The 20,801-nt window shown below is 40.2% G+C and carries 14 protein-coding genes and 1 other RNA gene; 13 read left to right on the top strand and 2 right to left on the bottom strand.

Annotated elements, in window-relative coordinates; all coding sequences use genetic code 11:
- Nucleotides 1–192 precede the first annotated feature (192 nt).
- A complete protein-coding gene (locus L2735_RS00920) occupies nucleotides 193–2,697 on the bottom strand; it encodes a DNA polymerase II (RefSeq protein ID WP_248982922.1) in 2,505 nt (834 codons plus the stop codon).
- Between the two features lie 249 nt (nucleotides 2,698–2,946).
- Here L2735_RS00920 and dinG point away from each other — a divergent pair, with 249 nt between their 5' ends.
- From dinG to L2735_RS00890, 6 genes are read left to right on the top strand one after another with little or no spacing between them, the layout of a single operon-like run.
- Nucleotides 2,947–5,022, top strand: a complete 2,076-nt coding sequence (gene dinG, locus L2735_RS00915; protein WP_248982921.1) for an ATP-dependent DNA helicase DinG — start codon at nucleotides 2,947–2,949, stop codon at nucleotides 5,020–5,022.
- Between the two features lie 8 nt (nucleotides 5,023–5,030).
- Complete coding sequence (locus L2735_RS00910; protein WP_248982920.1) at nucleotides 5,031–5,804, top strand: sulfite exporter TauE/SafE family protein; 774 nt, start codon at nucleotides 5,031–5,033, stop codon at nucleotides 5,802–5,804.
- A complete protein-coding gene (locus L2735_RS00905) occupies nucleotides 5,801–6,466 on the top strand; it encodes a primosomal replication protein (protein WP_228768503.1) in 666 nt (221 codons plus the stop codon). Before L2735_RS00910 ends, L2735_RS00905 begins: the two co-directional genes overlap by 4 nt.
- A 9-nt stretch (nucleotides 6,467–6,475) precedes the next feature.
- Nucleotides 6,476–7,189: a DUF2057 domain-containing protein gene (locus tag L2735_RS00900; RefSeq protein WP_248982919.1), complete on the top strand. Its 714-nt coding sequence runs from the start codon at nucleotides 6,476–6,478 to the stop codon at nucleotides 7,187–7,189.
- 45 nt (nucleotides 7,190–7,234) lie between these two features.
- A complete protein-coding gene (locus tag L2735_RS00895; protein WP_248982918.1) occupies nucleotides 7,235–8,140 on the top strand; it encodes a histone deacetylase family protein in 906 nt (301 codons plus the stop codon).
- A gap of 36 nt (nucleotides 8,141–8,176) precedes the next feature.
- Nucleotides 8,177–8,503 carry a late competence development ComFB family protein gene (locus L2735_RS00890; protein ID WP_248982917.1) on the top strand — a complete coding sequence of 109 codons (327 nt, stop codon included), beginning with the start codon at nucleotides 8,177–8,179 and terminating at the stop codon, nucleotides 8,501–8,503.
- 118 nt (nucleotides 8,504–8,621) lie between these two features.
- Here the strand turns inward: L2735_RS00890 and ffs are convergent.
- An RNA gene (ffs, locus tag L2735_RS00885) (signal recognition particle sRNA small type) lies at nucleotides 8,622–8,718 on the bottom strand.
- 714 nt (nucleotides 8,719–9,432) lie between these two features.
- Between ffs and L2735_RS00880 the strand changes: the two genes are divergently transcribed.
- From L2735_RS00880 to L2735_RS00850, 7 genes are all read left to right on the top strand, one after another.
- Nucleotides 9,433–11,574 carry an OmcA/MtrC family decaheme c-type cytochrome gene (locus tag L2735_RS00880; protein ID WP_248982916.1) on the top strand — a complete coding sequence of 714 codons (2,142 nt, stop codon included), beginning with the start codon at nucleotides 9,433–9,435 and terminating at the stop codon, nucleotides 11,572–11,574.
- Between the two features lie 278 nt (nucleotides 11,575–11,852).
- Nucleotides 11,853–13,871, top strand: coding sequence for an OmcA/MtrC family decaheme c-type cytochrome (locus L2735_RS00875; RefSeq protein WP_248982915.1), 2,019 nt, complete (start codon nucleotides 11,853–11,855; stop codon nucleotides 13,869–13,871).
- An 82-nt stretch (nucleotides 13,872–13,953) separates the two neighbouring features.
- Nucleotides 13,954–14,943, top strand: a complete 990-nt coding sequence (locus L2735_RS00870; RefSeq protein ID WP_248982914.1) for a DmsE family decaheme c-type cytochrome — start codon at nucleotides 13,954–13,956, stop codon at nucleotides 14,941–14,943.
- 12 nt (nucleotides 14,944–14,955) lie between these two features.
- Nucleotides 14,956–17,043 carry an MtrB/PioB family decaheme-associated outer membrane protein gene (locus L2735_RS00865; protein WP_248982913.1) on the top strand — a complete coding sequence of 696 codons (2,088 nt, stop codon included), beginning with the start codon at nucleotides 14,956–14,958 and terminating at the stop codon, nucleotides 17,041–17,043.
- Nucleotides 17,044–17,360: 317 nt separating this feature from the next.
- A complete protein-coding gene (locus tag L2735_RS00860) occupies nucleotides 17,361–17,825 on the top strand; it encodes a hypothetical protein (RefSeq protein ID WP_248982912.1) in 465 nt (154 codons plus the stop codon).
- 24 nt (nucleotides 17,826–17,849) lie between these two features.
- Nucleotides 17,850–19,001 carry a sugar diacid recognition domain-containing protein gene (locus L2735_RS00855; protein ID WP_248982911.1) on the top strand — a complete coding sequence of 384 codons (1,152 nt, stop codon included), beginning with the start codon at nucleotides 17,850–17,852 and terminating at the stop codon, nucleotides 18,999–19,001.
- Between the two features lie 558 nt (nucleotides 19,002–19,559).
- Nucleotides 19,560–20,723, top strand: a complete 1,164-nt coding sequence (locus L2735_RS00850; protein ID WP_248982910.1) for a glycerate kinase — start codon at nucleotides 19,560–19,562, stop codon at nucleotides 20,721–20,723.
- Nucleotides 20,724–20,801: the final 78 nt, after the last annotated feature.

Genomic DNA, 20,801 nt, shown 5'->3' with positions numbered 1-20,801 from the left:
ATATTTCTGATAACAGTCCATTTTGTTTGTATTATCCTTTGATTAAAGGCTAGCACGCGGAAATATGTCGAAACAAAGAAATGCATGCTTTTCTCACTGTAATAAACTAAAAGAACACATCAAACAGTACAATCAACTACTAAACCATACAAAAATAGTAACGAATGACCACAAATGCAATATCAAGCAACACTAAATTAACATCATCTGGTTACTGTTGAGGCTGTCAAACCCCTCACCTAACAGAGCTAATACGGGTTCTGCAATGGGTTTAATCTGCTTTTCTACATAATATTGATAATCTATAGATTCATTTAAAGCTTCAATTGGCTGGGCACCATTTAGCGTCATTCTATATTCAATCATTTTTCCCCGTTTGCCGGCTTTAGTGTCACCAGTTATTTGAACTAATCTGATAGCGGCTTTAACATGTGGAGAAGATTTAGCCATATATTCTTCAACATGCCTTTTTAAGCGCTTTCGAAATACTAACTCATCATCTAAGTCGCCATTTTCAAGCTTTTCTAATTCTTGCTGTATATATGCCTTCACATCACCCTGAGTAAACAATAAGAAATACAAATGGTATTGAACCCTTCTAGCTACAGGGCTCCAATCACTTCTCACTTGCTCCATTCCTTTAAACGTCAGCTCAAGCTGCCCTTCGCTATCTTTAGAAGCACCAACATAGCGTTTTTTACTACCGGCATCAGAACCCCTTAGCGTTGGCATGACAAATTGATTGAAATGGCTTTCAAACTCTAATTCTAAAAAGCTGTCAATTTGATATTGTTCAATACAAGTCTGTCGCCATTTCTTGGTGACTAAAGTAGCCAGTTCACTTCCTAGGCTATTGATATCTTCAATTTGGTGATTTTCGCCTAGCCATACAAAGGTTGAATCGGTATCACCATAAATAACTTTATAGCCTGCTTCTTCTATCCAAGTTTTAGTTTGTTTCATTATTTGGTGACCACGCATCGTAATAGAACTTGCGAGCTTGGCGTCATGAAATACGCACCCTTTTGAACCTAATACACCATATAAAGAATTCATTATTATTTTGATAGCTTGAGAAAGCGGTTTATCTTGATGCAATTTAGCGAGCTCTCTTTGCTCTGCTAATTTGGCAATCAAGCTAGGTAATATCGGATTAACACGGCTAAATCTTGCCTCTAAAAAGCCTGGCACTGTTGTATCTTCAGCTTGTAGCTTTGCTTCAACAAGACCTTTAGGGTCAATTAAAAACGTTCGAATGATTGATGGGTACAAGCTCTTAAAATCAAGTACCAGTACATCTTTATAAAAACCTGGAATTGAGTCCATCACATATCCACCGGGTGACTCTAATCCGTTGCTTGCTGCCCTTGCAGGTGCTACATAACCACTTCGATGTAAATGGGGGAGATATAAATTATTGAATGCTGCAACAGATGCCCCGACGCGACCGAACTCTAATCCGGTTAACGTTGCTCTTTCTAATGCGAAAGAAAGAAGTTGGGTTTTCTTGAAAATATCCCAAACAAGCCTGCAGTCTGTCAGATTATATATTGCTAATGCTGGTTTATTGTGGGCAAATAGATGACAAATCTCTTGGCCTCGATTTTCAACATGATCTATCGCTTTACCTTCATTCAATAAATGTTGAGATACGTGTTCGAGGGAGTAACGTTCAAATTGATAAAAAGCCGCTTTAATCCAATCAATGCCATCAAGAACGACCCGACCGGGAAGTGATAATGTTTCGGGCCTAAATTTATCTTCAACTTTCCATGATAGTTCAGTTCCTGCACGGCCAATAAGTAAAGCAATTTTATGCAACTGACAACGTCGATATAATAACGCCAAATCGAAAGTGACAACTGCCCAACCTATGATGACATCCGGATCATAATCATTGAACCAAGCTATCAGTTCATGAATTAATTCAATTTCGTTTTCTACCCATTGAATATATTTACTTGCACCTTCAGCTTTACCTTCTTGGTTTACAGGGTCATCAAGTTGAGGCTGACCAACCATTATCACCTTTTGATATAACACACTCGTATCATCCAGTGCTGACTCAGCACCATATAAGCCGACAGAATACAGCTCTCCTGTAGGGCTACATTCAAAATCCAATGAGATCATTGACAGCGCAACCTCAACATCAGCTTTACGTGCTTTTATTGCAGAATATTTAGGAAGAGCTTTAGCTACGTTCAGTGAAGAAGCTTGTTGATACTCATTCTGCAGTTTATTTATATCTCTAGGTAATGCACCATTTACAATAAATTCAGCATCTAATGCAATAAAGCGTTCTATTAAATAACGCTGTTCTACTCTTATATCTGCTTCATAAATCTCAATTCCCGCATCATTGGCAATTCTTAATAACTGTTTTTGCAGCGTTGTTGACTTAAGGTATATGCATGACACTTGTTGGTGATTAAAATTCTTGAGCTTAATGGGTTCGATACGAATGCCAGAATTAAAGTGGCTTAATATAAGTGCAGTATCTTGTTGTTTACAAAAACATATGACTTCAGCTTGCTCAATTTCAACTAAACAAGGTCCAGATTCTGTTTTCAAAAAATATTGCACTAGCAACTTACCGTTTAGGTACCTTGCATGGCGCGTTAGTACTCTTCCTTTAATTGATAAAAAGTTATTATCCGATTGCAAAACCGTGTCCTGTAAAGATTTTGAAGTCATTAATCACACAACCCATAAAGAGACTCCCGATAAGAGTTTGAAGCGGCCATTACTGGTAAACAGGCTAGATGTGATTTTTTAAACACTTTCTTAAGTAGCAAATTCATCACCTTTATTCATCGCCTTTAAATGACAAGAGTTGTTTTAACATTCGATTATTTATTCCGAACAATCAAAATCACTGTTATTATGTACAGCATATACCAGCAAATAAAGAATTAGTAAGTAAAGATTGCTAATGGGTCATACATGTTAACGGATCATATTAAAACTCAGATCCGCACTATCTATAAAGATATTGCGACTGCGATGCCAAATTTTCGTTCTCGCAGAGAACAAAACTATATGGTGGCAGAAATATCTAAAACGTTAGCAGGTGATTACGATAAGCAGCGTCGTATCATGGTATGCGAAGCTGGAACCGGCATTGGTAAATCTTTATCTTATATTCTAGGCACAATTCCTCTGGCTCTTGCTAGCAAAAAAAAGGTCTGTATTGCAACGGCAACAGTGGCACTTCAAGAGCAGTTACTTCACAAAGATCTCCCCTTCTTTTTGCAACAATCAGGTGTCGACTTTAAATTTGGGCTAGTTAAAGGCAGACAAAGATATGTTTGCCTAGCAAAACTTGCAGCCATGATTGGTCCGGAAGACACTTCGCAAATGGCCATGTGGCAAACTAAACCAGATCAGAGCCAAATTGATTTATTAAAAGCCCTACATCAAGACTTTCAAGAAGGTAAATGGAACGGCGAGATTGATACGTTGAAACAGCCATTACCCGACTTTTTATGGCAACAAATCTGCTGCGATAAACACAGTTGTCACCGCCAAATGTCGAGCCACCACAATTGCCCATTTCATAAAGCACGTGAAGATGTCGAAACTTGGGACGTATTAATCGTTAACCATAGTTTATTATTTGCAGATTTAGAGCTCGGTGGCGGTGTCATTTTACCTGAGCCAGAAGACATGTTTTATGTCATTGATGAAGCCCATCACCTACCGACAGTAGCCAGAGATTTCTCTAGCGCACAAGCGACGCTTCGCGGCGCAAGTGATTGGTTAGAAAAAGCCTCTAAAACCTGTTCAAAACTACAAAACCAACTTAAAACTACCCATATTATTGCGCCAGTCCAAGCCATGTTGGACCATATTGGCGACTTAGTTACGCAACTAAATCAAGTGGCGCATTTTTGCGATACTCAGCCAAAACTATTTGCCAACCCAGAAACGAGATTACGTTTCGAAAATGGTAAGTTACCTGAATCGCTCTTAATTATGGCAGAAAATTTAGCCACCACTTCAAATTTAGCGGTTAAACAGTTTAACAAAATTCAATCCGTGCTCAGTGAAGCCATTAAAGATGGTGAGTTGCCTAAGCATCAGGCTGAAGCCACCCTGTCTGAGGCTGGGTTTATCCTGCAAAGACTCGAGAATTTAAGCAAACTGTGGAAGATGCTTGCAAAAGAAGACTCTAAAAAAGGCGCACCTATGGCGAGGTGGGCTGAGCTTATTACAGGTAAACAGCAAGATTACTTGTTTTGCGCATCGCCTATTGAAGTCGGGTTTATGCTTGAGCATATGTTATGGCAAAAAGCAGCTGGCGTCGTGTTATGCAGCGCCACACTTAGAGCCTTAAATAATTTTAACCATTTTGCTCATCAAGTCGGCTTATCACTCAATGACGGAAGTCGTTTCTTAGCATTGTTGTCACCATTTGATTATGAAAATAATGCCACCTTATTTATTCCTCAAATGAATAACGAGCCAACTGAAGATGCCTTTACTGATGAGCTAGCAGAACAAATCATCGCGCTAGTAGAAGATGAAATGGCGACTTTGGTTTTGTTTGCCTCATACTGGCAAATGGAAAAAGTGACCGATCAAGTCATCAGCAAAATTCCAAAAGACCAACTTTTTGTTCAAGGCACTATGCCAAGGCAACAAATATTACAGCAGCACAAAAAACGTTGTGATGAAGGGAAAGCCAGTATTATTTTTGGTACTGGTAGTTTTTCTGAAGGTTTAGATTTACCAGGTGATTATTTAACTAATTTGATTGTCACGAAACTCCCTTTTGCAGTGCCAACCTCGCCTGTTGAACAAGCCCATGCAGAATACATCAAGAGTAAAGGTGGTAATCCATTTTTACAGCTAACTATTCCTGATGCTTCACGCAAATTAATCCAGAGTTGTGGTAGATTACTCCGTAAAGAAGATGACTATGGTCGGGTAACCATTTTAGACCGACGTCTTATTACTAAGCGTTATGGCAAATCACTACTCGATGCCCTACCGCCATTTCGTAAAGTTATTGAATAGGTATTTATTTGGAATTTTTGTTAGATCCAAGCCATTGGATCATATTAGCCGTCATAGGTCTTGTTGCAGGCTTTATTGATGCCGTTGTCGGTGGTGGTGGATTATTGTCTATTCCAGCCCTATTAACCATGGGGATCCCACCTCATTTAGCACTAGGCACTAATAAGCTGGCAGCTTGTTTTGGTTCTATCACTGCAGGTTACACTTACTATAAGCAACAACTCATCAGATTAAAGTTTTGGCGTACAGCTTTTATAGCCACATTCATTGGCGCGATATTAGGTAGTATCTTTGTTTACTTAATCGATGCCGCTTGGCTCGAAAAGATACTCCCCCTAGTCATCATCAGCATTGCGATTTATACCTTATTCAGTCCAAAAGCCATGGGCGAGAACTTAAAAGAGCCCCCCATGACATCCCCTTGTAAGCAAAAACAAGCAGCGCAAGGAGTGTTACTGGGTGGTTATGATGGATTTGCAGGCCCGGGAATTGGGGCTTTTTGGACTGTATCAAGTATTAGACTACACAAACTCCCTTTGCTTAACAGCTGTGCTTTAGCGCGAGTCATGACATCGGTGAGTAACGTCACTGCGCTGGTCATTTTTGCATTATTGGGTGAAGTTGACTGGATATTAGGGCTATGGATTGGCGTTTGCATGATGGCAGGTTCATATATCGGCGCTAAATCAGCAATTAGATTTGGGATCCCGTTTGTTAAGCCACTGTTTATTATTACTGTATTATCTATTGCTGCACACCTAGCTTGGACGGCATGGCTATGAGAAATACCAATCAGCTTATCTACCAGTTAAAGCAGCAACTTAGTGCACTTGAACAAGACGCTCTGCATCATGATCAACACTTGCCCGCACAACAAAAGAAAATGTTGCAGGACATCGAACGGTTTAACTCGCAACTATTTATTCAGCAAGGCGCTCAGTTAAGCCCATGCATTCAGCAACTAAAAAAAGATATCCAGCAATTAGAAAAGCAACTTTCGCTCAAACTTGATGTCAAAATTATCGAATTGAGCTGTCAGCGTATTCAAGACAGGTTTACCGCATTAAGACGTGCACTAGTGACCACCAACTTAAATGTGAATACAGCTGAACAAAAGCGTGCTAATAGTCGCGCTAGATACGCTAAAAAGCAGCAACAACAGCATTCAGACAGTGGTTTTGCTTGGATAGCTAGCAATGTAATGAAGAATAGCCATCAAATTTATCAGGAATTAAATAAACATTTGAATTGGGCTACAACTTTTGAACAAAAAATTGCCGAAATGGAAACTAAGCTTGCAAACTGTCACAGTACTGACAAAATCACGATACAAAATGAAATTCTTTCTCTACATCGAAGATTAGGGAAATGTCGTCAAGCAATTAGCTATATTGAAGAGCGCATTCAAATGTTTGAACGGCCATATCGAAATAACAATCGTTAAGGAGCAACAATGAAATTTACTCTTCCGCTAAGTGCTGCGTTATTAGCTTTCGTCACTTCAACATCGGCTATAGCTGCTAATCTGACCATTCCTATGTCTTTTGAATACCTAGCGCTTGACGGTAAAGAAATAGATACCAACATGTTTACTCATAAAACCAATTTAGCACTTGAAAATGGTAACCACAAAATTGCAATTCGGTATCACGACATGGTGGATGATGATTTCAGTGACAGTCAGAGCTTCATTAAGTCTTCACCGTTTATTATTGATATCACCGTAGATGGCGATCACGAATACCAACTTAAACCCATTGATGGTGAGTTTGTCAAAAAACCTAAATCGTTTGCAAAGGACCCGCAAGTGGTTATCTCTCGTAAAGATAATGGTTCGGTCAACTATAAAGTCACCCAAACGGACTACAAAGAGAGTAGCTTTATCAGTAATTTATTTGGCGGTAATAAAGGTGAAGATATTGATACACTAGCTGCTTCTGCAACTGACAGTAACGCAAAAACCATACCTGTTGCAGCAGTAGCAACGAGTGCCACAGTAGCAGCAACAGCGCCAGTGTCATCAAAAGCAGCAGCGCCAGCAACTACAGGCGAACCAGCAGGCGATCAATCTGCAACTCACCCAGAGCAAATGCTTCAATATTGGTGGTTACAAGCAGATGAAGAAACAAGAAAGGAATTTATGAGCTGGGCAATTCAGCAACTTTAATACTAATCGTATTTAGTACGCTTTAATTTTGCTTATAACTATTAATTGAATATTCCTCTTGTATATCACGCCAGCTACTCTCAGCTGGCGTTACCTGCTACGCATCGATTCCCGACATCTAAATACCAGCTACTACAGCAATATTTACTCAACCACAATTTGACCACTCCTGCCGACTTTCACTCTCCAGATAAAATCGATATTGAATTAATAAAACAAGTGCACCAGCCCCAATATGTGAACGATTTTATATCGAATAAACTTGAATACAAAGTGATGCGTCGTATTGGTTTTCCTTGGAGTGAAGCGTTACTTAATCGAACCTTACATGCAGTAAATGGCACTACACTGTGTGCAGAGCTAGCAATTAAACACGGCGTATCTTTACATTTAAGTGGAGGATATCACCACGCCCATTACGATTATGGCAGTGGATTTTGCATTTTTAATGATTTAATGATTGCTGCGAATAATATGATTAATATGGGTAAAGCGACTAAAGTGCTTATTATTGATTGCGATGTACATCAAGGTGATGGCACTGCGACACTATCATCGCACTTAGAAAACATAATCAGTTGCTCTTTTCATTGTGCTAAAAACTTTCCTTCACGGAAACCTCATTCTGACCATGACATTGAATTTGACAAGGGCACAAATGATGATGACTTCATCAAAACTTTACAACAAGTCGTTCCTTACCTGATTCAAATCTATCAACCAGACTTGATCCTTTATGATGCAGGTGTTGATATCCATTCAGATGATGACTTAGGCTACCTCAATATTTCAACAGGTGGTATTTTAAGCCGTGATAAGTTTATCTTTAGTCAAGCTAAACAAGCTGAAATCCCTATTGCCGCCGTGATAGGTGGAGGCTATAGCCGAAATGAAGATGAATTAACTCAACGTCATAGCCAACTTTTTATTGCAGCCAACTCAATCTGGTAGCAAACTGATATAAAAGTCATTCTCTTGGAGTAAAATATGCAAGTTGATATCCGTAATTATTATGAAGTTTTACTAATGGAAATACTGAGGGATGAAGGCTTAATGGAAGAACTTCCTGAAGAGTATTTGGCAGATTTATGCTGTGTAACCCTAAATCAATTGCCCGTTCGCTATATTAGGCACTTAGTTGATACCTACTTCTTTGAAGATTATAACGAACTACAAAACATGAAAAATGAAATTCAAGCTGCACTAGAGAAATCTAGAGAGTTTTTGAAAACAAATCTGAAAAAGCGGATTGCCGAAGAAGAAGCTGAAGCAAAAGTAAAACTTGAAGCTTTGCCGATTATTGAAAATAGTTAGCAAAAATACTTAGCGCAAGTAGAGTGACTTCTAAACAATAATTTAAATCTGATTTTGTATATAAAAATAAATTTAAGAAGTAAATCTATATATAGAGAAAAAGAGGAATTTGGAGGTTCCCCTAGAGCCACACCCCGGCACACGAGTCACTTGCTGCGGTTGCTCCCTTCCAGGCCTGGCCGAGTTCACAAGTTATCATTGCGGGGGGACCCTAAGGTCACCATAGATTTCACATAAAGTGATTTTATGTGAACGGCAGGATTATCCCCTAAGCCATTAGCATGATCAAGTTAAATCCGCTCTCTTTTACCATCTTTGTGTCTGTTTGAGCGAAGAACATTCAATTCTGTCGTTATTTGTTCAACTAACCGCTAAAAATGAATAACAATGCTATTTTTCATCAAAAAATATCTAATTTATATAAACTCGAAACAATCTATCTTTTTTAGCAAACACGGCCTTAACCATAGCCACCGTGAGCTGCGTCACACTTCCAGCAAAAACCACTATCACATCTTCTAAAAAGAGCCAAAAAATCAGATTTTAAACACATAAGTCACATAAAACACTTATTATTAGTAATGATAATTTTAGCTAAAAGCAATGTACTCGATGGTTCGTTAGTTAATGATTTTTAAATTAAGCTTGCTCGAATTGAGCATTCCAAATGCTTAAGCACAGATCGGAATGAACACTTGAATACAACAAAAGCAAGCCAAACACCCTTTTTAATTTAACAATTTCAACATTTTAATGTTCAAATTGTTAAATTAAGTAATACCTCTTTCGGAATAGTAAGATCTCAATCACAGTGATTGCAGAGCTAACTCAATAAAATAAGAGAGTTTATTACTAGGTATTAAATGATCCAAACGCTTAATTTAGTGATGAAGAATTAAGTTAAAATAAATCTCTTGCAGGGAACAATGATGAAAAAATTCAATTTTAACACTACTGCCAAAGCGGTATTCAGTGCAGGCCTATTAGCCTTCGCATTGACCGGTTGTGGTAGTGACGGTAAAGATGGTGAAGATGGTGAAGATGGCATCGTCGGTAAACCAATAGGCTCTGTTTCAGCATTAACTAGTACTATTACTACGGCTAGTGTTGATGAAAACCAATTTCTAACGGTTAATTTTAAACTAAGCGATGCTAATGGCGTAGCCGTTGTTGGGTTAACACAAGCTGATGTAGCTGCTATTTCTTTTGGGCGTATTGGTTCTGCTGACGAACCAGGCGAAGATGAAATTGTTAACCCAAGTGTCGACAGACAAATTTGGTTAAGTTATTTCAATAAAGATAAGGGTGACGGTTACTTTACTGGTTCTAGTTATTTTGCTGGAGATAAAAGTGAGTGTGAAGACTGCTTCGTAGATAATCAAGATGGCAGCTACACAATTACCATTGATCAAGCTATTGATACATTAGACAAGTACGATTACATGGCTGACGCAACAAATGGCGTTTACATGTCAATCAAAGCGACTAATAACAGCTCAGAAACTATGGTTAACAACAGTTTCTTTTACTGGGTACCCGCTACTGATGTTCAAGTAGAAAAGCCACTTCAAATCCTTGCCAACTCAGATTGTCAAACATGTCACCGTGCAGGACAAGCTGGTGAACTGTCAATGCATGGCGGTAAACATAACACTGAAGAAGCCTGTTCATTCTGTCACGCTGATTATAACAGTTACAGTAAGCAAGATGAAGATGCTGACGGTAACCCAATTGGTGAAGCATACGAGTATGATGGTTCGATAAAAGGTATGGTTCACAGCATCCATACAACATCGAACTACTCAGAAGACGGTGTTTACCCGCAGATGACATCAAACTGTTTAACTTGTCACAATCCAAATGAAGAGTTTAACCTCACTGATAGCTGGAAGGCTGATGTTGATACCACTGCATGTTGGAGCTGTCATAGCCCAAGCCCTGCTGCAGAAGCAGCCGGTGTACCTGCTCCTCATGGAGGCAACTTTGCAGAGAGAAATTGCTTTGACTGTCACGGTGACAACGGTAACGGACGTGGTGCTAATGACGCTCATTATGGGTTAAACAGCGACTTTTTAGCGACAACACTAAAAGTAGAGTTTAATTCTATGGAAGTTGCAGCTGATGGGTCAGAAATCGAAGTTAACTTTACCGTTAAAAATGGTGAAGAGACGGTAGCGATAAATCAAATCGACCCTCGCCCTTATAAATACGGTGGTTACAACAGTGCAATCGTAATCAATGGTGTATTGACTGATGACTTCTTAGTTAATTACCAAAAAGTTGGCTACGACACGTTTACTGAAAACGCTGATGGCTCTATCACTTCAATTATCAAAGCAACTGATTTCGAAATCGCTACTTTGATTGAAGCAGGTTCAACCATTGCTCTTAGCAGTCAACTGCATGTTTGTTCAGGCAAAGGTGTTATTGAAATCTGTAACACTGATGAGTTAGATGCTGGAGACCAAGATGCTCCATATGTTACCTCTGACACCTTCTACTTTAATTTAGATGGCACTTCAATTGCTGAATCTCCACGTATGCAACATGCTGAAATGGCAGATTGTCAGCAGTGTCATACAACGCAAATTACACATCGTTACACAAATGATATCGATGGTTGTGCTTCTTGTCATAACGGCACGCGTGCAACTTCTGGTGGCGATGCGTCAAACTTAGCGACTAAAGTTCACTCTAAACATTATGTTTATGACTCAAGTGGTTCTCTATTCTTTAAGAAAACAGAGTGTCAAGCGTGTCATGGTGATGATGGTTTCTCAATTCAAGGGATCACATCGGAGTCAACTCCTGTAGCATTTGGTAGTGATGACTTAGGCTTGTTAGTTGTTTCTCCTCAAACCGCAGCTTGTGTTAGTTGTCACGTACCACCTTACGGATTAAATGAATCAACGATTCAGCACATTGAAACAAATGGTGGTGTTGTCGGTAGAATTGACTCATTAGGTGTACCAGAAGCAGATTATGAAGCGTTAAATGTGATAGAGACTTGTTCTACTTGTCACAACGATAATCAACTTCTCGAAGCTCACTCTGATTGGGGCGGACAATAAAGGCTAGATAGCAAAACAAAGAGTCGCCAACGTGCGACTCTTTTTTGCTTTTAGTCAATAAAAATAAGGTTTTTACGAGAAAATATATACCTCTTTATTAATAGACTGATCTGCTTCACAGTATCAGTCGAGGTTTAAAGATTTTTCTTTAATTGTAGATTAATCTTATAATTGATGAATTTAAAACCCAAAAGCTAAATTGACTCAATAGACTACGTATCTAGGCAAAATAAATAGCCAAGTCAAATTTCAGCAATGTCTTATTATGCAGGGACAAAATGATGAACAAGAAAAATTCTAAAATAGCACTGATGCTAGTAGCAAGTGCAGTCAGCCTAGCCTTAACAGGCTGTGGCAGTGACGGAGATGATGGTAAAGACGGTAACCCAGGCCTACCTGGTGGCGAGCCAGCTGAAGCCATTGAACAGTTAAACTTAGAAGTGCTGTCAGTAACTTATGCTGACAACATACCAACTGTAAAAGTTTACGCGACTAATGAAGATGATGAAGCAGTAGTCGGCCTTAAAGACTTCTCAATTGAAAATGCAGCTCAACTTATCCCTGCAGGAGCTAGCGGTGCTGGTAACAGTGCAAACTGGCAGAAGCTAGGTTCTACTTCAACTTTTGTTGATAATAAGAACGGTAGCTACGAATTTACTTTCGAAACCTTTGATACTGAAACCTTCAATACTGAACTAACCCAACGCTTTAACGTAGTTGCTGAAGCTTCGACTTTATTAGACGGTGTTACTGCTGTTCCTGTTAGTGAAATTGTTGCTGACTTTGATGGTGAAGGCTACCAAGCTCAATACACCAAAAACATCGTATCTCATGAAGTATGTGCAAGTTGTCACGCTGAAGGTGAAAAGATTTATCACAAAGCAACGACAGTTGAAACTTGTATCACATGTCACACTCAAGAGTGGGCTGATGGGCGCGGTAAGCCTGAAGTTGCTTTCGCTCACTTAGTTCATAACGTTCATAACTCTAACAAAGTATGGGGCCGTAACGATTACACAGCTGAAACTGCACATGCAATCGTTCAAGACAACTGTCAAACTTGTCACGTTGAATCTGAAGAATTAACAGAATGGGGTAACTGGACACGTATTCCAACCATGGAAACTTGTACGAGTTGTCACACTGGCATCGACTTTGTTGCTGGCGAAGGTCACTCACAACAATCAGATAATTCAAACTGTATTGCATGTCACAACGCAAGCTGGACTGAAGAAATTCACACTGGTGGTTTCGTTGAGAAGAAAGCCTTTATCGATATGTACGGCATGTCTTCTACTCTGACAGTTAATGCTGATACATCAGCAACTTTATCAGTATCAATTACTGATGCAGCTGGCACAGCTGTTGATGCTTCAACGTTGGTTAGCAAAATCCAACGTTTAGAAACGATTACTAACGTTGGCCCTAACTTCCCTATCATGGGTTACAATGCAAGCCCAGGTAGCGGCTTAGCGAAAGTTGCTTACGATTTTGTTAGCGGTGGTGAACTTGCTGCTGACGTTACAATTGTTGGTGGGAATGTTGAATATACTATTCCTTCATTACCATTTGGTGAGTACTCACCAGCAGGTATACAAGACACAGATACGGCATTTAGCTTCATTGGCCTAGAGATGTGTAACAATGGCATTGAAGCTGTTGATTGTGCTGAAGGTGTTGCTACCACGGGGATGAAAGCAGATCTTGTATTCGGTACCCTTTCAGGTGAAGCACCAAGTATGCGTCATACAAACTCTGTCGCATTCAATACTTGTGAAAACTGTCACGGTGACACCTTTGAAATTCACAAAGGCAATCATGCAGGTTTCGTTATGACTGAGCAATTAGGTCGTGAAAATGCTGATGGTGAAGTGGTTGTCGGTGTTGACGGCTGTGTAGCTTGTCATACTCCAGATGGTACTCCATACAGTACGCAAGGTGTTTTTGAAATTAAATTACATGCAAGACATAATGAAGAAGGAATAGTTGGAGACTGTGCACAGTGTCATAATGATTTCAACCTTGATGCGTTTAAACTAAAAGGCGCACTTGCTACCAGTAATTCTGTATCAGATGTATATACCACACCTATCACCGCAACTTGTGGTTCATGTCATAGCCTTGAAGACTACACCAACGAAGATGGTGAGTTTGTTAAAGGCATCAAAGCACATGCCGAAGGTCAAGGCGCTGTTGTAAATGGTTCTTATGAAGATGCCAATGCCTCTGCTCAAGTTGAGTTCTGTATGGCTTGTCATAAGCCTACGATTTTCGATCACACTCAGGTGAACATGTAATTTCAAATAAGGGAGGAGCTTGCTTCTCCCTTACTTTACAAAAATCGCATTTACATCATGAGCTAGATTGGGAAGCCTAACTATGAAAATCAAAATGAAATTAAATTCTATCATCCCGACATTTGTAGCAATGGTATTGCTATCTGTTGGGATGTCTCACTCGGCTTACGCGTCGAAGTGGGATGCAAAAATGACCCCTGACGAAGTGGAAGCTGTTCTTGATAAAAAGTTTGAAGAAGGCAGCTACTCACCTAAAGGCGCAGACTCGTGCCTAATGTGTCACAAACGTTCTGAAAAAGTCATGGATCTCTTTAAAGGTGTTCACGGCGCGATTGAATCATCTAAAAGCCCTATGGCAGGCCTTCAATGTGAAGCATGTCATGGCCCAATGGGTAAACATAACCGTGGTGGTAACGAGCCAATGATTGCTTTTGGCCCTAACTCAACGTTAGCACCAGAAAAGCAAAATAGTGTTTGTATGGGCTGTCACTTAGATGACGAACGTATGTCTTGGAATACTAGCCATCACGATAATGCTGATGTTGCTTGTGCTTCTTGTCATAGTGTACATACAGCCAACGATCCTATTCTGTCTAAAAAGACTGAAATGGAAGTGTGTACTAGCTGTCATACAAAACAAAAAACTGATATGAACAAGCGCTCAAGTCATCCTATGAAATGGAATCAAATGACGTGTAGTGATTGTCATAATCCTCATGGAAGCATGGCTGATTCAGACCTGGTTAAACCAAGTGTGAACGAGACGTGTTATTCATGTCACGCTGAAAAACGTGGCCCTAAACTTTGGGAACACGCGCCTGTAACTGAAAACTGTGTAACGTGTCATAACCCTCATGGTTCAGTGAATGAAGGAATGCTTAAAACTCGTGCTCCACAACTTTGTCAGCAATGTCACGCCAGCGATGGCCATGCAAGTAATGCTTACTTAGGGAACACAGGTATGGGTTCTAATGTTGGTGATAATGCCTTTACTGGTGGCCGCAGTTGTCTAAATTGTCATAGCCAAGTACATGGTTCTAACCACCCTTCTGGCAAATTACTTCAGCGTTAAGGATGTACGACTATGAAATTTAAACTGAATATAATCACCTTAGCGTTAGTTGCCAATGCAGGATTTGCAATGGCAGCAGATGGGTACGGTGTAGGCAGTGCCAATGTTGACAAAGTCAAATTCGACAAATGGGTTTGTAAAGGTTGTGCGGTAGAAACTGGCGTAACTGGCAGTGTTGGCGTTGGTGTGGGTTACAACAGTGAAGATGACATTCACTCAGCTAACGCATTTGGTAGCGATAACGAATTTGCGCCTAAGCTAGACGCTGATGTTAACTACATCGGTGAGTCTGGTTACCGCGCAAAAGTTGAAGCGACTGACCTAGGTTTAGACAACGGCCGATTGGATGTGAACGTCGGTAAATTAGGTCAATACAATTTGAACCTAAACTACCGTTCAATCGCGACTTATGATTCAAACAGTGTCGTTTCTCCATATCAAGGTATTGGCGGTTCAGACTTAACGTTACCTGATAACTGGCAAACTGCTGGTTCAACTGATGGTATGACTGAGTTATACAGTAGCCTTAACCCGTTTGAGCTTTCACTTAAACGTGAACGTGCGGGCCTTGGTTTTGAATATCAAACAGAGTCATTGTTCACAACTTATGTGAATTATCTTCGAGAAGAAAAAACCGGCACTAAAACCGCTTCAGGTAGCTTCTTCAATCAGTCAATGATGATTGCAGAGCCTGTTGATTACACGACTGATAGCATCAATGCTGGTATTAAGTTTAGTGGTTCAAACTGGTTCACAAGCTTAAACTATGACGGCTCAATCTTTAAAAATGATAATGCCCAATTAGGCTATGACAATGCATTTAACCCAACATTTGGTGCGCAAACTCGTGGGTATATGGCGCTCGACCCTGATAACGAATCACACATTGTTTCGCTTCTTGGTCAATATACAGAAAATGGTACCGCAGCTAGTGCGCGCTTAATGTTTGGCCAAATGAGTCAAGATCAAGACCTAGTGACTTCAGGTTACGGGTACAGCGTACCAACAGAGTCTGTAGATGCAAAAGTTGACCTAACAGGTATGACATTAAAAGCAGCATCTCGTGTTAATCGCAGTGTGCGTGTGTCTGGTAGCTACGATTACTCAGACCGTGAAAACAACACAAACATTGAAGAGTGGACTCAAATCAGCATTAACGATGTGAACGGACAAGTGGCATATAATACGCCATATGACCAAACGACACATCGCGCAAAAATTGCAGCTGACTACCGCATTAACCGCGGTATGAAACTTGATGGTGGTGTTGATTACAAGCGTGATGAGCGCAGTTACTCTGAACGTGAAGTCACTGAAGAAAGTACCGTTTGGGCTCGATACCGCTTAAACAGTTTTGATAACTGGGACATGTGGGTGAAAGGTAGTTTCGGTAACCGTGACGGTTCTGATTACCAAGCATCTGAGTGGACATCTTCTGAAAATAACGACCTGTTGCGTAAATACTACCTAGCAGATCGTGATCGCACTATGGTTGAAGCACGCGTTAGCTATACGCCACTTGAAGCCTTGACTGTTGATTTAGGTTTACGCTATGCATTAGATGACTACACTGATACTGAAATTGGCTTAACTGAGTCGAAAGACAGCAGTTACGATATCAACTTCAATTACATGTTCAATAAAGATGTAATGCTGAATGCCTTCTATAACTATCAGGTTATTGAATCTCAGCAATCAGGTAGCAGCACCTTCTCAGGTCCTACTTGGCAAGCAGATATCGAAGATACTGTTGATGTGGTCGGTGCAAACTTAAGTTACAACAACTTAATGGATAGCCGCTTACGTTTAGGCTTAGATTACACTTACTCAGAGTCTGACAGTAACACTCAAGTTCGCCAAGGTATAACGGGTGACTATGGTGACTACTTCGCCAAAGTGCATAACATCAATTTATATGGTCAATACCAAGCCACTGAGAAAATGGCTTTCCGTCTAGATTATAAAATTGAAAAGTACTTAGATAATGATGCTGCAAATGATATCGCACCTGATGATATCTGGAATGTGATGAGTTTTGGCAGTAACAGCCATGACTACACTGCACATATGGTTATGTTAAGCGTTAATTACAAGTTATAAGCTTGAGTTAATAGATAAAAAGCCTGCATTTATGCAGGCTTTTTTGTATCAGTTTTATATCTAGCACTGAGGGAATTTGCCATTTTTTGTGCCGATATTCGCATTTATAAACAAAACACTCGAAATTGCTAAATTAACAAAAGCTATTCTAAACGATGTCGATTAAAATTTGATGCAAAGTATACTATTAGACTCAACATACCATGCCAAAAACACCTCTTTTTCTAACTGGTTTAGCTAGCTTATTTATAGCTATGCCTGCCTACGCATCAACCACAACAATAACGAATGACAGCATACTCATTTTAATTGGGTTAATGGCATTTTCATTTATTAACGCGATTGTACAAGCTTGCTGCTATTTTTCAGGGCAATACGTACAAGCATCATTTAGCCAAAAGCATGTGACTATTTCATTGTTAATACCTGTCGCTGCACTGGTTGGTTTTATCACTCAATATGAATTCTTTGCCCAGTTTGTACTTTACCTCGGCGCAGTGGTGCTATCAGTGGGTATGGCATTAATCCCAATGCCGTTAACCAATAAGAAACCCCCTTCTCGTCTTTCAGCGCTGATTTTACTGACAGGTGCTATAGTGATTTTACCTCTCAGTATTATCGTCGCTCCGATAAGCTTATTCTCAATTGCCTTATGCCACATTGGGCTTAAACAAACACAAGTGCCACCATTTGCTAAGTTCGCAACAGTATTGACTTTATTAACCAGTTACGGTCTATTGTTTTACTGGCTTTATCAATTAATGAACCAAGTAGCGGGCTAAAACACAGCCTATTTTGAGTGACATATGTATGTAATTGACAGTGCAATCGCCAATAGGATTGTAGACAGAACCATGAAAATCATTGGGCACAACATCAATGTGATGAATGCCCAAGGGGTCATTTTAGGTTCTGGTTCTAACGAGCGAATAGGCTCAATCCATGAAGGCGCTTTACTGGCTATTAGTCAAAACCGAAAAGTGGAAATTAACCAAGATATAGCGCCAAGCCTTCAAGGCGTTAAATCAGGGCTTAACTTACCCTTGCACTACCAAGGGCAAATTGTTGGCGTGATTGGCATAACAGGCAAACCCAGTGAGCTTGCACAATATGGTGAGCTACTAAAAATGACCGCTGAAATGATTGTCGAACAAGCCAACTTGCAAGACCAATTACAGTGGCAAAATAGACAAAAGGAAGAGTTTATTCTGCAGCTTATTAGAGCTGAAGACAAAGATATCGACCAACTGACACATTGGGGCCACCAGCTCGGAGTTGATTTAACAGTAAAGCGTGTCGTCGCTATTATCGAAATAGAATCTGTTAATCAGCAACAAATCCATAATAACCAAGCCCTAAAGCAAATAGTCAATTTGTTACAATCCCCAGACCTTAATAGCCTCATTGCCATGACTTCGCTTAACCAGCTAGTCATCTTAAAACCTGCTTACCTTGATGGAAAACAGTGGGATCCTGAACTTGAAAGCCAGCGCATAGATAAACTGTTGAAACGCATTCCAGCCAATATGGAATTAACCCTCAAGATTGCCTTAGGTCACTTCTTTCTCGGGATTGATGGGATCGCTAAATCTTACCGCACCGCGAAAGAAACCCTAGCAATTGGTAAAAGTTTACATCCAGATCGCAATAAATATCTCTATGAAGACTATTCCTTACAAGTTATTTTCACAGGCCTTAAACAGCATTGGCGTGGTGACGCCCTTTCAGCACCTTATTTAAAGTTGGTTGAAGCGGATAAAAATGGCGTACTACAAAAGACCTTATCGACTTATATTCAACATATAGGCGATCATAAGCGATGTGCAGAAGTGCTGTTTATTCATCGTAATACACTCCGATATCGTTTAGACAAAATTCAGCAAATTACCGGCACGAATTTGCAAGAATTTCACCATTTGCTCAATCTATACCTAGGTCAAATAATGCATCAAACCTGATGCTATCAAGCTACTTTCGTTGTAAGAACAATCAAACTCACTAAAGTTAAACCAAAACAATATTGTGCAATTGCACATATTTAAATCAATTTAACGCTAATTATTGATAACATTGCACAAAGACTATAGTAAGTAAGTTTTCAATAATACCTCTACAGAAACAACACCTTTTCATACTCTGCTCAGAGTTATTATTGTGAGCATAATTTTTATTGTTGTAACAACGGCAGGCTTTATCGTTTCACCATAACTGGTAGATATTAGACTGATAAGCGATGCAGGACTTGTAGTCACAGCTATTGCTTCTTGCGTCATGAGGGGATCTCATCAAAGGATAGCCTTTCCGGTTAATTCGTTGCCTAATAGAGTCCAATACAGTCGAATTCAGCCGCATGACTGTTCAACAAGCTTATCGAGCACAAACAATGGCAACACTAATCCGAGGTGCAACAGCCATGGCTTTTATTATATTCTGAATTTAGCTCTACTTTAGTTTTACCGTACCACCCTATACAAGGTGGCACTTTTACTCGTTTAACTTAGCCCAAGAGATCTGTTATGAAAATTGTCATTGCCCCTGATTCATTTAAAGAAAGCCTTAGTGCATTAGGTGTTGCTAATGCCATAGAGGAAGGTTTTAAGCGAGTTTTTCCTGACGCTGAATTTTGTAAAGTCCCCATGGCTGATGGCGGAGAAGGTACAGTACAAGCCATGGTTGATGCCACGGGTGGCAGACTGGAAACCTTGCAAGTGACAGGTCCTGATGGGCAACCTGTTAAAGCGCAATACGGCATATTAGGATCTCAAGGCAAGGATACACACGGTGTTACCGCTGTGATTGAAATGGCTGAAGCTTCTGGCTTACATCACATTGAACGAGATAGACGCAATCCGATGCTAACAACTAGCTATGGTACTGGAGAGCTTATCCGTGATGCGCTTGATAAGGGAATTAATCACATTATTTTGGGCTTAGGTGGCAGTGCAACCAATGATGGCGGCGCTGGTATGGCGCAAGCATTAGGCTTTAAATTGAATACGGCTCAAGGCACTTCAATCGGCTACGGCGCTGCTGGCTTAAGTCAATTAGCTTATATTGACAATTCGACAGCACATCCACTGATTGCTAACTGCAAAATCGAGGTGGCTTGCGATGTCGATAACCCTTTATGCGGCAACAATGGCGCTTCTGCTATTTTCGGCCCGCAAAAAGGCGCTACACCAGAAATGGTTACTGAGTTAGATAACACGCTTAATCACTTTGCAGATATCGTTAATAACACCCCAATATTAAAACTCACTAATGATATAGCACAATACCCAGGTGCTGGCGCCGCTGGCGGAATGGGTTTTGGAGTCATGACTTTACTGAACGCTGAGCTACAGCCTGGGGTCGATATTGTCATTAAAACAGTCAAGCTAGCAGAGTTAATGCAAGGGGCGAATATCGTCATCACTGGCGAAGGTAGAATGGATAGCCAAACCCTAAGCGGGAAAACACCTATGGGAGTGATGCAGCAAGCACTAAGCCAGCAGATCCCTGTAATTGGTATTGCAGGTTGTTTAGGTCAAGGTGCTGAACTGATACTAGAGAAAGGCATGACAGCCATTTTCCCTATCATTCCAGCACTCGCGCCTTTGGATAATATTTTAGCTGATGCCCATAATAATTTAGTTCATACCGCTCAAAATATCGCCGCGACCTTAAAACTTTCGTTATAAATCAGCTCGATTTTAGCAAAAACTTGCTGACCCATAATCCATGAAGTAAAGTTAGCCCTCATAATTGCCAAGAAGCAC

This window comes from Shewanella olleyana (assembly GCF_023283825.1).
Classification (GTDB): Bacteria; Pseudomonadota; Gammaproteobacteria; order Enterobacterales; family Shewanellaceae; genus Shewanella; species Shewanella olleyana.
This window is presented reverse-complemented; position numbering and strand designations above follow the sequence as displayed.